Genomic DNA, 14,469 nt, shown 5'->3' with positions numbered 1-14,469 from the left:
ACGCCGAACACGCAGCTGGCCGTGTCGAAGTGAGGTGAGGTGAGGTGAGGCCACGTTCCGTGAGTCCATCACGGTCACGCTCTACATCCAGTCCTGTTCGGTACAGCCAATGATCCCTCGAATGAGGTTGCCCTCCACCATGTCCCGGAAGCCATCATTGATTTGATCCAACCGGCATTCACGGGTCACCGGGTCGTCGAGATTGAGCTTGCCTGCCCGGTCCTACAGCTGCCCGAAGGTCACCTGTCCGAGTTCAGGACCGACGTCGAGCACCATAATCTCCGACACAATTCGCTCCACCGTCTCTTCCCCAGTTTCCGGGTCGCGGACAACGCCCGTGCCCTGAATCGCGAAGGCAATAGCGCCAGGCGTCGGAGTCGAGAACAAGACGCTGAACGGAGCGGTCTGGCCGTCAGAAAGAGAGAGTGTGCGCTCGGAAAGAGTAACCGACCAACCAGCCAGTGGTTCGTCCGGCAAAGCCCATCGAACGTCGTCATACAGTGAAGTCACAACGTCATCCTCATAGCCAAGATCCGGGTTCCACGCAATCAGATCGTCCGCGATCTCGCTGATCACATCCTGGACCGTCTCGGGGTTATCTGCCGTAGCCCAAGGAAGCAGGACAGTTAAATCGAGTTCGGGGTCCACAACCGTTGTGATATCGGCGCTGACCACGGATCCCTCAACGCCGTAGACACCGATTTTTGGCTTGATGGTAATTCCGCCAAGTCGCGAAGCGAAGATCGGATCCGGATGTGTTCCATTTCCAAGTGAGTCGCGTGCCCACAGCGGCGCCCTGAATCGAACCCCGGGCGTCGGAACGAGAAATGACTCAGAAACAGCGCCGGTATCGGCAGATAAAGCCGGATCCGCTAGGAGGTCCGGCACCACCACCCTCACTGTGGGCAGCCCCCTGCGTTCTAGATAGCGCCGCGACAGAGCTCCGAACCCGCGAATAACCTCGAATGACTGCGGGAGTTGTCCGGCCTCATAGTGCCGACCTCGAACCCGGATGCTACTGCCCGAGTGGATGCTCGTATAGAACGGAACAACGACAGACCCGGCGCCCTTTATCCATGAAAGATTTGCCATGTCGACTAGTTTGGTATCGGGGTTAAATTGGCGAAAATTCGACTTTCGCTTGAGTAGACCTCAAAACCGTCCTGCGACCCGTAGTTGTCCTGAGATTGGTCCAACGTGCCACTATCGGACAACGATGCGTTGACGCCTTCTTCAAGGGAGAACGTGGCAGGATCGAAATCGGGCGTGGCCGCCAGTAGTACCTGTCTATCGTTCTGGACAATGGTGGCGCTGACCGGGCCGCCGATATCACTCGGGTCGTCCGGATCATCTTGCGCCAACGTCGCATAGACGCTGCTCGACCCAGCCAGGGTTTCGGTATAGACGTCGCCCACCTTGGTAATCGTGAGTACGGGAACACCGTTTTGTCCCCAGGTTCCGACGAATGTGTTCGGCGCAGGGGGCCCGGGAGCGATGGTGACGTAGACCTGTTCGGAGGCTGACACACCGAGGTACTGGTCAGTCGCTGTGACGGTGAAGGTGTCGGAGTTGTTACCGGGATAGAGGGATGTATAAGCGCGCTGGCTAGCCGTGGGAGTGTAGGTGAAGTCGAAGGTATCGGGCTCGGTTGCGTCGGGTGTAAAAGTCACGGTGCCGCCACCGCTGCTGCTGGCAGGAAAGGTGTAGGTCAACGACCTACCGGAATCGTCAGTGAATACCACGGTGCCGGTGACCACCCCGGTGACCGAATTGGGCTGGCCTACGCTTGGGGCGCCGGCTACGGGCGGGTCGAATTGCGTGTTAGTCACGCCTTTGTACAACGTATATCCGATGTAGCCCACGGTGCCGACCGTCAATGCAGTAGCACCAATGCCAACGGCCGAGATCCCTGCCACACCAGCCAGGGCTGCGTCCTCGACTGCAGCACCGGCCCAGGTCAGTGCTTCACCAACTGCCGCGTTCGGGCCGGCCAGATAGGCGATCACCTGCGGAATCGCGTTCTCTGCGTTGACAGCGGCAGTCACGGCATCACCGATGAGCAACTTGCTGTAATTGTCAAGCTCATCGGAGATGAACGCCGACTGTGCCAGGTTGGCAACAATTGCGACTGGATCGAACGTAATGAGGGACGCTGCCAGCTCCAGCGAACTCTTAAGCTCTTCGGCGATTTTATCGGAATTTGTCGGGGGTTCAGTCGCATCCGCAAGGGGAGGCCCAGCTGCGGCGCTGCTCGCGGCTAGGGCGCTGACGGGCCTAGCAAACAACGCGGGCTCGATTTCGCGCGCTGCGTAGGCTATCGCGTCGCCGAGACCGCGCAATGGGGCCGGCGTGGTCGGCTGCGTGCCCGCAAGGCCGGTCACGTCTACACCACCGGACGCAGCAGCTTCTGTGCCCGGCAGTGTCGTCAGCTTGGCCGTAACCAGGTTCGTCGCGGACGACGAGGTCCCCGTCCGGGTAGATCCATCACGCAGAGTCGTGGACGAGCGACATGGGGTGCATTTGTTCGCCACTGCCGCAGTGTTTTTGGTGGATCCTGACGAATCGGAATGCACTGATCCGGTGGTGTCGGCGTGGGCAACTCCGGATCCGGTGGCGAAGGCCGCACCGACACCTAGGGTGATCGCGCCGCCGCCTAGCCATGCGTATGGCACCAGGTGCCGGTGGGTGCGGTGACGACCACTGCGGACCCCGGACTTGCCCGTACCTGCCATCGCCTGCGTGCCAGCCGTCATGTCAGTCCCCCTGTAGACCACGCTTGCTTTTGATATGACCACTCGGCGTTCTCGGAAAGATAGGCGCAGTCGTCAATTAGCAGGAGATTGACAGGGGGTCGCCTCTCGCAGCATGCACAAGTAATTGACGACTCAAACATATTTGCCATAGGTGAACTACTTCGGTGCGGATCCGTACGATTACCCGCCGACGTCAGGCGCCGCGACAGCAATGTCTAAATTGTTGGAGGAGTGCATGATTCGACAAGTGGGCCGCGGATCTTGAATCCCGCCGAGATGCCGCGCGGGAGTACGAAGGCGGCACCGGACCCTCGCGCACATGTCGATACGCGATCGACACCGGCGAGTCACCGATGAAAGGGGTTTCGCCGGTGAGTATTTCACCGAGGACGCAACCGAACGAGTGAACATCAGTGCGGGCGTCGACGCGCGCCGATCGGTGACGAAGCGGACGAACCGCCACCGGGACAATGCCAGCACCGTGCAGAGCGGGAACAGCCCCGGTGCGGCCTGGCGGGTTCTCGAGGGGGGTCTGTCGCTGTCCCGATCTGCCGCCCATTGCCTGGATCAGCCAATCGAGCGGACGGCAATGAGGCATGCCGATAAGAAGACGCGGCGGCCCACGCCGGTCTTTACGTTTGCTAACTCAGCCCCGCACTGCGGCATAAGCGATGTGCCGCAGCCCACTGTGCACTAGTCGAGCCGGGCCGCCTTTTCCTAGTTCCGAAAACCGAGTACAGGTGCTCCACGGTCACACTGGGCAGCCCGGAGGCCTCCGAGACACACCGCAAGCCAGATTTACGAGGTGTCATCATATGACCTGCCAGCTATTTTTACTTCAAAAGCCGGTCGACCGAAAGCAGTCGTTGCAGTTCAGTGCGATATCGAAGATGCCTAAATTTGATTTCGCAAATATCAGTCATAATAACTATCCCCCAAACTGGAACACGTTATCGCCGGGGCGGTACGGTGCTTCACGTTGACTGTGAGAAGCCTGAGAAGTTCCGGAGTCTTGTGCCCCGACCTAGTCGGAGCAGTTCGGTCAACAGCCAGAATCCGCCGAGGACAAGGACACGGACTGTCATGCAGTTAGCTGTACGCTCATCTCTCACCGCCGGGATCGCCGCGGTCGCTGCCAGCGCCCTCTTGGTTACACCGGTCTCACCGTCAGCACGACCCGATATTCAGGTCCCGGCCATCAGCGCAGCCAAGATGGAGCTCGCCGCGGCGGTGAACCCCATTCAACAGTGGGCGGATGCAGTCAGCGGCGCGGTCACCAACGTGGTGGGGATCGGCTCGGCGGTCGCGGCCGATCCCGCCCCAATCCTGCGGGCACTGCTCACCAACCAGCTCGGCTACGCCCAGACCGTGGCCAGCAGCCTCGGGGCCCTGGGCCAGAGCTTGTCCCTCTGGGCCACTGACAACGTGGTGCCGGAAATGCAAAATTTGATCGCCTCCCTGTCCCAGGGCGATACGGTCGAGGCGGCCAACGCGGTCAACAACATCATCGCGGGACTCCTGGTCTCTGCATTCCCGATCTTCGACGTCGTGAAGCTCCCCATCAAGATGGCGGAATCCCTGGTCAGGGTGCTCACGGCGGCCACAGATCTGTTCACAGTGATGCTTCCCCTGGCCATTGGCGCGCTGGGCCCGGTCATGGGCACCGTCGAGGTGCTCGGCGACCAGAGCCAGGCCCTGGTGAACGCGATCAGCACAGGTGATCCGCTGGCAGCGCTGGGCGCCATCATCAACACCCCCGGCGTGCTCGCGGGTGCAATCCTGAATGGGTACACAGCCGCTTACGAGACTGACGGCTACAAAACCTTCTTCCCGGGCCTACTCACCTGGGACCCGGCTGCGCCGCAGAACAACGGCATCCTCGCGTCCCTTTTGGTGACCATTCCGAAGGTGATCGCGAACGCGCTCGCCGGACCCGCGTCGATGACCCTCAAGACCACCGCGCCGGCGGAGACCGCCGCTGATGGCGTCGCGTCGATTCCGGACCTGACCGCAGCGACGGTCTCCCTGGAGACACCTACCGACACGCTGGTAGAGCCGCCGAAGACCGACGTCGATCCGGTGTCCACCACGGTTGCGGCGGAGGCCGTCACCCCTGCGCCCGTCACAGTGGAGCCCGCTGTCGAGAAGGTCGTCGAGGTCGAGAAGGTCGTCGAGGTCGGGAAGGTCGTCGCCACCGAGGAGGCCACCTCGACTGGAGCCGCCGAGGAAACGCCCAAGGGCACCAGCACCGCCCTCAGCGACGGTAACAATATTGAGCGGGTGAAGACCCCGCTGGGCGCCGCCGGCAGGGGCAACAAGGTCAAGCCGGATGCGAGCGATACCAGCTCCGTCAAGAAGGCCGCACCGTCAGGCAAGAAAGGCTCGAGCGCCAGATCAGCGAAAGACGCTGCCTGAGTTAGCCAAAGCAATCGACGCCCTCACCGGGCGGGTTCACACGGTCGTCGCAACACTCTCGATCTTGAGAGGTTGCGGCGACCGTGTCCTTTTCGGAGGGCTGCGTTGGGGCAGCAGCTCGCTGATCACCGTTAACACAGCCCGATACCGCTGCTCAGCCACCGCTAACTCCCTCATTCAGGGAGTGCCGGGGATCAACCGAAGTAGGTATAAAGCATCAGCCGAAACACTGTCGCCTATCACCCGAAGCCGAAATATGAGCCATCAACCGACTCAATACGCCTTTTCGGTGGGGCGGGTGGGGCTCGAACCCACGACCAACGGATTATGAGTCCGCGGCTCTAACCGACTGAGCTACCGCCCCAGCGCGCACCGGCAGGGCACTGTGCGCGGCACCAATGTTCGCATGCCACCCCGCCGCCCTTGACATCGAGTAATCACACTCGCCGGCGTGGAGCATCCCGGCGTGCGTGGCTGTCCCCCGATCAGTGGACGACACGTTCATCCCAGCTGGGGACCACTTGGCTGACAGGCCAAGTGTCGGGAGTGCGACATAGTTATCTCATCGCCGGGACGCACCGGCCAAGAAACCTAAAAAGTCCACTCCCACAAGGAGATTCACCATGATCGTCACTTTCCGCCGCATCGCCGCCGGCGCCACCCTGGCCATCGCTCCCGCCCTGCTGGCCGTCGGGGTCGCCGCCGCCAGCCAGGCCAGCCCGGTCCTCTCCGGCGGAGTCCCCAACGCGGGCCCCACCGTCTTCGCCGAGCAGGACCACTCCACCGGAGTGAACGGCACCAACATCAAGCCCGGCACACCTGAGCACCACCACCACCACAAGAACCACAAATAAGCCACCACTGTCGCGGAAGTGGGCCAGGGTCCGGGTGCTTAATCGCACCCGGACTCTCGGCATTCAAGATCGATTCGTTGTGGAATACGTCCTGGAAGCAATCTGTAACAACAGGGACCGCCATCGCGAAAAGAATTCAGACTCGAATCGATGCGGCTCCCCACTGAAATTGTGGGACCATTTGACCATTGGGCCGTTCACCAGGTCCATCACATGGGGGTTGACACCGTGGTTAGGTCAAACGTGCACTACGCGGCGGGTATCTGCCTAGTGTGCGCAGGCCTCCTGATAGGCAGCGGGACGGCGATCGCGTCGGCCGATCCCGACGGCGGCGGGTCACCGGAACACAGCCAGAGCGGCAGCACCGGGCCCGGATCAGCGCACCGCCCCAAGGTCGCGCCAGGCGAGACCCCGGCGTTGCGAGCCGCGGTGATCCTGCGCAAAACGATTGCCGACGTCGCCAGCGTCTTCGGTTCCGGCCGGGTTCCTGGCCAGCAGCCACCGTCGACACCTGCCAACAGCACCCCGACACCCGCCGGTCCAGCGCGCGCCACCAGCACCAACAACCAATCCGGGACGACCGCCACCACCACCACCACCGACGGCGCCTCGGATGCAGTGTCGCCGAGTGCGGGTGCCAACAACCCGGTCACCAACCCTGTGGTCACCAACAGCGCCCCATCCGGCGCGGACGCCGTGACACCGGTCGTCGACCCCACGACGGCGGCTACCGACGACATCGCGCCGGCAGCGACGACGGTCGAGGAGCCGGTAGCGTCGGTGCCGGAACCAGTGGCGGCGGCGACGACGCCCGTACCCGGGCCGGTCTTCTGGCCGCTGACGCCCGTGTCTGACGTCATCTCCTCCGTCGAGTACATGCTGACGTCGGTGGTCTACACACTCGGACCCATCGCGACCGATCTCGGTTCGCTATTGGGCGTCTCCCCGTGGAGTGCCACCGCCGACCTGATCCGGTCGGACCGACCAACGCCGGCGTCCGGAACGGCGGAGCCGCTATTCGCCGGATCGTCGGTGCTCTCATCTCGGCCCGACTTCAAATCCGAAGGCGTAGCCGGACTTCCGCTGACCACCGATACCGGGACCGCATCCATCGGAACGATCGCGACCACCAGCGGCAGCGCGAAGCTGTCGGCGCCCGTCGAGGTGCCGCTGCCCCATATCACTGCCATCCCGACGAGCGTCACGCAGTTCTTCGCCCACGCGGTCCGAGCGGTGTTGCGCTCGCCGTCACTGTCTGCGCTAGCGGCTCTCGCGCTGCCGGGCATCATCGGACTGTTCGTCATCACCGGAGCCGGCATTCGTCTCGGCTATCGCCAGGCCAAGGCCGTGTTGGCGCTGCCGGCCTCCGGCCTCGCCCGATACGCTCCGCCGCAGCCGCTACGACTCGTGCGCACCCGGCCGGCGGCCACCATCAGCGAGCCGGCACTGCGCTTCGTGCCCAGGCAGATTCGCGGCTTGCCATCGCTGGGCCCGCCCCTGGAACAAGCGGCCTAGGACAGTTGCCTACGCGTCTTGAACCTGGCCGTCGGCGTCCAGCAGATAGTGCTCGACGCCGTCGCTGACCCGCGGTTCGTCTCCGCCCAGTGCCACCGCGATCTTGTTGGTGGCGTTGCGCATCACATCCAGCGTCAACTCGATCGCCTCGTCGTCGGAGAAGTGTGCGTGCACACCGGCGGCGATATCGGCACCGATGCGCGCCGGTGACCAGATCAGCGCGTCGACATAGCGCAGCGCCGCCTTGTGCCGCTCGCTGAGCAGCTCCGAGGTCTCGAACCGCTCGATGTCGGCATACAGCGATTCGCCACCACCGGCGTCGAGGGCCGCCACCTCGCGGCGCGACCGGCACAACCGGCAGTTGTGCTGCCCCGCTCCCCGCAACCGGATGATCTCCGTGGTGACCGGGTCGAGACCCCGTAGCCGGCCGACAGCAGGGGCGAAGACATTCAACAGAGCATCGCCGGGATCTTCTGCGTGGTCCCAGCCACTATCGGCGGCGGGCCAGTCCACCCCCAGCGCGTCGAAGCCGGAGCGGACACGGGGGACGAAATCGGCGATGAAGGCTAACGCGCACACCGTGAACGCCTTGCGACCCACGGCGGCGAAGAATCGTCCCCGCAGCTCTGTGGTCACCGTCGAGACGTCGGTGCTGAATTGTTCGGCGAATTCGACGACGACCTTCTCGGAGTCGGTCACCGCCTCCACATCGTCCTCGACGAGCAGCGGCGGAAGCGACAGTGCCGCCGCACAGGTGCGGCGCACCAGCGCCGTCAGGCGGGCATCCCCCGCGGGCGAGTACGTGACGAGCCTGGCCAGTTCACCGGTCAACACCGCACGAGGGGCCGTGGACGATACCGACGAAGTCATCGCCCGATTATTGCGCCTGACTGACCGATGACATGTGGAAGTCGGGAATCCGCAACGAAGGCATCGAAGCACGAGTGGCCCAGTCGCCCCATTCCCTGGGCAGAGTCACTTCGCTGACGCCCACTTCGGTGGCGCGCCGGAGCAGATCGAGCGGGCTCTCGTTGAACCGGAAGTTGTTGACTGCGGCGGTCACCTCGCCGTCCTCCACCAGGTAGACACCGTCGCGGGTCAGACCGGTGAGCAGCAAAGTGGTGGGGTCGACTTCGCGGATGTACCACAGCGTCGTCAGGAGCAGTCCGCGTTCGGTGCCGGCGACCAGGTCGGCGAGTTCTGCGGTCCCACCGGTCATCAGCAGGTTGCTGGCCGGTACCGCGACGGGCGCGCCGAACTCGGCGGCACTGGCCCGCGGGTAGGCCAGCGCGTTGATGGCGCCGTCACGAATCCAGTCCACCCGCCCGATGTCCATGCCGTTGTCGAAAACCGACTGCGTCTCCGAGGAACTGCCCGCCGCGACGAAGGGCGTGGACTCCAGCCCGGCCGCATCCGGATCCGAATACAGAGTCAGCGGCAGGTCGGTGAGCTTCTCCCCCACTCGGGTTCCCCCACCGGGCGCCGATAACGCCGTTCTGCCCTCCTGCGCGCCGCGGCCGTCCATCGTCCAGCCCAGGTAGATCATCATGTCGGCGACCGTCGACGGCGGCATGATCGTCTCGTAGCGGCCGGCCGGAAGCTCGACGGTGCGTTCAGCCCAGGCCAGCCGCATCGATAGATCCTCGAGCAGTCGGTCGGTCGGCACGTCGATGAACCACGGCGTGCTGGTGCCGGCCCACGCGCTGGCACCGTTGCGTTTGGCGTTGATCTCGACCGAACCGGTGGGCTGTGTGTATCGCCTGCGCACACCCGTCGACGTCGCCAAGAAGGTCGTCGCCACCACATGATGCGCGAACCCATAGAGCGTGTCCGGCCCACGGAAGCCGCGGCTCAGCGACTCCGCGACGTGCGCAAACACCTCCGCACCGGTGCCGGGCACCGCGGCGTCCCAGTTCTCCGGCACCTGGGCACCACTCAGTAGGGGGTAGCCGTCGCGCGCCTCGGGAGCCGAGCGGGCCGCCTCCTGCGACGCCGCGACCAGTGCCGACAGCGCAGCCGGGTCGACCTCACTGGATCGGCGTGAGCCGACACGAGCGGTATCACCTTGGCGGACAATCGAAATCACCGTGGTGTCACGGCTGATGGAGACGCCGTTGGTGGTCATCGAATTGCCCGCCCAGCGCAGCGACGCGTCGGCCGCATCGGTGACGAGCACGATCGTCTCGTCGGCACCGCCGGCGTTGGCGGCCGCGGCGAGGGCAAGATCGATGGCCTGCTGCGCGGTGATCACGCGTTGCCCTGCCTTTCGGCCTCTTCGCTCCCCGCGCTACGCGGTTCGATCCTCCGGACACCCACTCCGTGCACCTCACTCATCGGCCGGCCTCCTGGCGGGTGTTCAGCACGTTAACGCCCCGGAACAGCGCCGACGGGCAGCCGTGGCTGACCGCGGCGACCTGACCCGGCTGCGCTTTACCGCAGTTGAAAGCACCGCCGAGGCGCCACGTCGACGCTCCGCCGACCGCCTCCATCGAATTCCAGAAGTCCGTCGTGGTCGCCTGATAGGCGACGTCACGCAGTTGCCCGTCCAGCCGGCCGTCGGTGATCCGGAAGAAACGCTGGCCGGTGAACTGGAAGTTGTAGCGCTGCATATCAATTGACCAAGACTTGTCGCCCACGATGTAGATCCCGTTCTCCACCCTGCCGATCAAATCGGCCGTCGTGGTCTGGTCGCCGCCGGGTTGCAGCGACACGTTGGCCATCCGCTGGATCGGTACATGGTGTGGCGAATCGGCGTAGGAGCAGCCATTGGACCGGAGTTGTCCGAGCTTGGGCGCGAACACCCGGTCGAGCTGGTAACCGACGAACGTGCCGTCGCGGACCAGATCCCAGCTCTGCGCGGCCACCCCTTCGTCGTCGTAACCGATTGTCGCCAGCCCGAATTCAACGGTACGGTCGGCGGTCACATTCATCACCGGCGACCCATAGCGCATGGTCCCGAGCTTGTCGGGGGTGGCGAACGAGGTCCCCGCGTAGGCCGCCTCGTAGCCGATCGCGCGGTCGTATTCCGTTGCGTGCCCGATGGATTCGTGGATGGTCAGCCACAGGTTAGACGGATCGATCACCAGATCGGTGGGGCCGGCGGTGACGCTGGGCGCCTTGACCTTCTCCGCCAGCAGCGTCGGGATCTGCGCCAGCTCCTCTGACCAGTTCCACACCTCGTCGCCGGCGAGCACTTCCCACCCGCGCGCCATCGGCGGAGCCAGCGTGCGCATCGTCTCGAAGCTGCCCAGCGCGGAATCGACGGTGACCGCCTCCAGCATCGGCAGGATGCGAACCCGCTGCTGGGTGGTGCTCGAACCGAAGGTGTCAGCGTAGAACGTCTGCTCCTTGACGGCGTTGAGGCCGGCCGATACATGGTCGACGCCGTCAGCCGCCAGCAATCGTCCGGAAAACTCACCCAAGACGGCGATCTTGTCGGCGGCCGGCACCTCGAAGGGATCGATGAGATAGCTCGACACCCAGGTCGCGTCGCGGTAGACAGGCTCGGCGGCCAGCTCGATCCGGTCGGCGTTCAACGGAGCCAGGGTGGTGGCCACCCCGACGGCGCGCCGGGCGGTTTCGGCGGCCACCTCGGGCGACAGCTCGGCGTGCGCGGCAAAACCCCAGGTGCCGTCGACAATAACGCGCACCGCCAGACCGATCTCACGGCTGACCACCGCGGTCTCCAGCTCGCCGTCGCGCAATTGCACGATCTCGTTGGTGATGCGGTGGATGCGCAGGTCGGCGTAGCTGGCGCCGGCGGCAAGAGCCGCCGAAAGCGCGGCATCCGCCAGCTCCCGGCGCGGGATGGCAACGAAGTCTGCGTCGACGGTCCGGACTGTCACGGCTCCACCGTAACGGTGGCTGCTGCCACAGATCGTGGCGGCATCGCAGCGTGAGATCGCCCCGAGCGGCCCGGCGGACGGCAGCCGGCCGGGTCCGACCGCTTTAATACCTGCATGGGACGGCACACAGAGCGGCGATCGACCGCGCTGGGTTACGCGCTACTGGCGCCGAGCCTGTTCGGCGTGGTCGCGTTCCTGCTGCTGCCCATGCTGGTGGTGGTGTGGCTCAGCCTGCACCGCTGGGATCTACTCGGCCCCATCGAGTATGTGGGACTGGACAATTGGCGCGCCGTACTGACCGACTCGACATTCGGCAACTCGTTGGTGGTCACGTTGGTGTTCGTCGCGATCGTGGTACCCGCACAGACCGTCCTCGGTCTGACCGCGGCCGCGATGCTCGCCCGCGAACTGCCCGGTAGCGCCATCTTCCGCACCATCTACGTCCTGCCGTGGATCTGCGCGCCGCTGGCCATCGCCGTGCTGTGGCGCTGGATCCTCGCCCCGACCGACGGCGCGGTCAGTACGGTCCTAGGCCACAACATCGACTGGCTGACCGACCCTGGCCTGGCGTTACCGGTGGTGTCCGCAGTGACGGTGTGGACCAACGTCGGTTACGTGACACTGTTTTTTGTCGCCGGGATTCTGGCGATACCCGCCGACGTCCACGCCGCCGCCAGCATCGATGGGGCCACTGCGTGGCAGCGATTCCGGCGGATCACCTTGCCGATGCTGCGCCCGACTCTGTTCTTCGTCCTTGTCACCGGCTTCGTCAGTGCGGCGCAGGTCTTCGACACCGTCTACGCACTGACCGACGGCGGCCCGAAAGGGCGCACCGATCTCGTCGCGCACCGGATCTACGCCGAAGCCTTCGGCGCGGCGGCGATCGGCCGGGCCGCGGTGATGGCGATCGTGCTGTTCGTCATCCTGGTCGGTATCACGTCGGTGCAGCAGCTGTATTTCCGCCGACGGATCACTTATGAAGTCACCTAGCCCCCCGGCCTCGGCCGGCCTCGTCTATGTCGGCCTGGCAGCCGGGGCGGTGATCACCCTGGTGCCGTTTCTGCTGGGTCTGCTCACGTCGGTCACCTCGGCACATCAGTTCGCCACCGATCTGCCCCTATCGCCGCCCAAGCCGCCAACGCTGGCTAACTACGTCGACCTGGCCGGCGCCGGATTCGGCCGCGCCGTCATGGTGACAGCGCTGATGACCGCCGTGATCGTCCTTGGCCAGCTGACCTTTTCGGTGCTGGCGGCATATGCGTTCGCGTGCGTACAGTTTCCCGGCCGCGACGCGCTGTTCTGGGTGTACGTGGCGACACTGATGGTGCCTACCACCGTGACGGTGGTTCCGCTGTACCTGATGATGGCGCAGGTCGGTCTGCGAAACACGTTCTGGGCGTTGGTGTTGCCGTTCGTATTCGGTTCTCCCTACGCCATCTTCCTGCTGCGTGAGCACTTCCGCGCAATTCCCGACGACCTCATCAACGCGGCCCGCCTCGACGGGGCCAACACTCTGGATGTGATCGTGCACGTCGTGCTGCCGGCGAGCCGGCCGATTCTGGTGACGCTGACGCTGATCACCGTCGTCACCCAGTGGAACAGCTTCATGTGGCCGTTGGTGATCACCAGCGGCCGGACATGGCAGGCGCTCACGGTCGCGACGGCCGGGTTGCAGTCGCAGTACAACGCGCAGTGGACGTTGGTGATGGCAGCGACGACGGTGGCGATCGTGCCACTGTTGGTGCTGTTCCTGGTGTTTCAGCGCCATATCGTGCGGTCGATCGTGGTGACGGGACTCAAGTGACCCGCCCCCGGTTCTCCACGTTGTTCGCCGGTGCGGTGGCCCTGCTCGCGGCGGTGCTGCTGGCGCTCGCTGCCGCCCTGGGGTATTCGAGTGAGCCCAGCGGCAAGACGGTGATCACGGTCCGGCTCTGGGATGCGCAGGTGGCCACGGCCTACCGGCAGTCACTCGACGAGTTCACCCGCCGCCACCCTGGTATCGAGGTGCGGCTCGACGTCGTGGCCTATGCGTCGTACTTCGACACGCTGCGCACCGATGTGGCCGGTGGCGGCGCCGATGACATTTTCTGGATCTCCAATGCCTTCCTGCCGGGCTATGCCGACAACGGCAGACTGATGCCGATCCAGCGCTCGGCCGGCTGGGAGCCGTCGGTCGTCGAGCAGTTCAGCCGCGACGGGACGCTGTGGGCAGTGCCGCAACTCACCGATGCCGGTATCGCGGTGTACTACAACACCGAGCTGCTGGCCCGCGCCGGCGTCGACCCCGCCACTCTGGACACCCTGCGCTGGGACCCCGACCCGGCCGTCGACACCCTGCGCCCGCTGTTGGCCCGCCTGACCGGTCCACGACAGTGGGCCTATAACGCCGCCAACGATTTACAGGGCATCTACCTCAACTACATCGGGTCGGCCGGCGGCGTGTTCCAGCAGGGCGACCGGTTCGCGTTCGACAATCCCCAAGCCGCAACGGCATTTCGCTACCTCGTCGCGCTGATCAACCAGGATCGCGTCGCCCCGCCCGCGGCGGACACCAACAACAACCGCGACTTCTCCCGCAACCAGTTCCTGGCCGGGCGGATGGCGCTGTTCCAGTCCGGCACCTACAACCTGGCGGCCATCGCCGAGCAGGCCGAGTTCCGCTGGGGTGTGGCGATGCTGCCCACCGGCCCCGCCGGTCGGGTCAGCGTCACCAATGGCATTGCCGCCGCCGGCAACTCCGCGACCAAGCATCCCGAGGCGGTGCGCCAGGTATTGGCGTGGCTCGGCAGCACGGAAGGCAACGCGTTCGTCGGGGCCGGGGGTGCCGCAATTCCGGCGGTATTGGCGGCGCAGCGCACGTACTTCGACTACTGGTCCCGGCGGGGCGTCGACGTCGGGCCATTCTTCCGGGTGCTCGACGGTCCGCGGATCCCGGCGCCCGGCGGGTCAGGTTTCGCGGCCGGTTACCAGGCGATCACCCCGTATTTCGACGAGATGTTCCTCGGCCGGTCGCCGGTGGATACCACGCTGGCCCAGGCGCAGACGGCGGCGAACGCTGCAGCCTCCAGCTGACCGACTCGGCCGAGC

At 64.9% G+C, this 14,469-nt stretch carries 11 protein-coding genes, 1 tRNA gene and 1 pseudogene; 6 read left to right on the top strand and 7 right to left on the bottom strand.

All coding sequences use genetic code 11. From position 1 onward, the window contains the following. Positions 1-81: 81 nt before the first annotated feature. The 3 genes and pseudogenes from H7J73_RS02560 to H7J73_RS02550 all read right to left on the bottom strand — a co-directional run. Positions 82-219 (bottom strand): annotated as a pseudogene (locus H7J73_RS02560) (alcohol dehydrogenase); the annotation flags it as partial. 3 nt (positions 220-222) lie between these two features. Continuing rightward, complete coding sequence (locus H7J73_RS02555; RefSeq protein WP_264065669.1) at positions 223-891, bottom strand: hypothetical protein; 669 nt, start codon at positions 889-891, stop codon at positions 223-225. Positions 892-1,097: 206 nt separating this feature from the next. After that, on the bottom strand, positions 1,098-2,381 hold the full coding sequence (locus H7J73_RS02550; RefSeq protein ID WP_264065668.1) for a hypothetical protein: 1,284 nt from the start codon (positions 2,379-2,381) through the stop codon (positions 1,098-1,100). A 1,455-nt stretch (positions 2,382-3,836) separates the two neighbouring features. On the opposite strand from H7J73_RS02550, the gene H7J73_RS02545 reads away from it, so the two are divergent. Then, on the top strand, positions 3,837-5,168 hold the full coding sequence (locus H7J73_RS02545; protein ID WP_264065667.1) for a hypothetical protein: 1,332 nt from the start codon (positions 3,837-3,839) through the stop codon (positions 5,166-5,168). Positions 5,169-5,458: 290 nt separating this feature from the next. Here H7J73_RS02545 and H7J73_RS02540 read toward each other — a convergent pair. Further along, positions 5,459-5,532 (bottom strand) — tRNA-Ile (locus H7J73_RS02540). 259 nt (positions 5,533-5,791) lie between these two features. Between H7J73_RS02540 and H7J73_RS02535 the strand changes: the two genes are divergently transcribed. Then, positions 5,792-6,022, top strand: coding sequence for a hypothetical protein (locus H7J73_RS02535; protein ID WP_264065666.1), 231 nt, complete (start codon positions 5,792-5,794; stop codon positions 6,020-6,022). Positions 6,023-6,235: 213 nt separating this feature from the next. Beyond that, complete coding sequence (locus H7J73_RS02530; protein ID WP_264065665.1) at positions 6,236-7,537, top strand: hypothetical protein; 1,302 nt, start codon at positions 6,236-6,238, stop codon at positions 7,535-7,537. A gap of 9 nt (positions 7,538-7,546) precedes the next feature. On the opposite strand, the gene H7J73_RS02525 is transcribed toward H7J73_RS02530, so the two are convergent. From H7J73_RS02525 to H7J73_RS02515, 3 genes are all read right to left on the bottom strand, one after another. Continuing rightward, entirely contained in the window at positions 7,547-8,407 is an 861-nt protein-coding gene (locus H7J73_RS02525) for a carboxymuconolactone decarboxylase family protein (protein ID WP_264065664.1), read from the bottom strand. A 7-nt stretch (positions 8,408-8,414) separates the two neighbouring features. Next, positions 8,415-9,788 (bottom strand): TldD/PmbA family protein, encoded by a 1,374-nt coding sequence (locus tag H7J73_RS02520; protein WP_264065663.1) that lies wholly within the window; start codon positions 9,786-9,788, stop codon positions 8,415-8,417. A 79-nt stretch (positions 9,789-9,867) separates the two neighbouring features. Further along, positions 9,868-11,382: a TldD/PmbA family protein gene (locus H7J73_RS02515; protein WP_264065662.1), complete on the bottom strand. Its 1,515-nt coding sequence runs from the start codon at positions 11,380-11,382 to the stop codon at positions 9,868-9,870. Positions 11,383-11,496: 114 nt separating this feature from the next. On the opposite strand from H7J73_RS02515, the gene H7J73_RS02510 reads away from it, so the two are divergent. Genes H7J73_RS02510 through H7J73_RS02500 form a run of 3 tightly spaced genes read left to right on the top strand, consistent with a single transcriptional unit; the run spans position 11,497 to position 14,454 of the window. Then, positions 11,497-12,372, top strand: a complete 876-nt coding sequence (locus H7J73_RS02510; RefSeq protein ID WP_264065661.1) for a carbohydrate ABC transporter permease — start codon at positions 11,497-11,499, stop codon at positions 12,370-12,372. Further along, positions 12,359-13,186, top strand: coding sequence for a carbohydrate ABC transporter permease (locus H7J73_RS02505; protein WP_264065660.1), 828 nt, complete (start codon positions 12,359-12,361; stop codon positions 13,184-13,186). The genes H7J73_RS02510 and H7J73_RS02505 overlap by 14 nt, the downstream gene beginning before the upstream one ends. Beyond that, entirely contained in the window at positions 13,183-14,454 is a 1,272-nt protein-coding gene (locus H7J73_RS02500; RefSeq protein ID WP_264065659.1) for an ABC transporter substrate-binding protein, read from the top strand. Before H7J73_RS02505 ends, H7J73_RS02500 begins: the two co-directional genes overlap by 4 nt. Positions 14,455-14,469: the final 15 nt, after the last annotated feature.

The organism is Mycolicibacterium komossense (genome assembly GCF_025822605.1).
GTDB classification, from domain to species: Bacteria; Actinomycetota; Actinomycetes; order Mycobacteriales; family Mycobacteriaceae; genus Mycobacterium; species Mycobacterium komossense.
The sequence above is the reverse complement of the archived record's forward strand: the minus strand, read 5'-3'. Positions and strand labels throughout refer to the sequence as shown.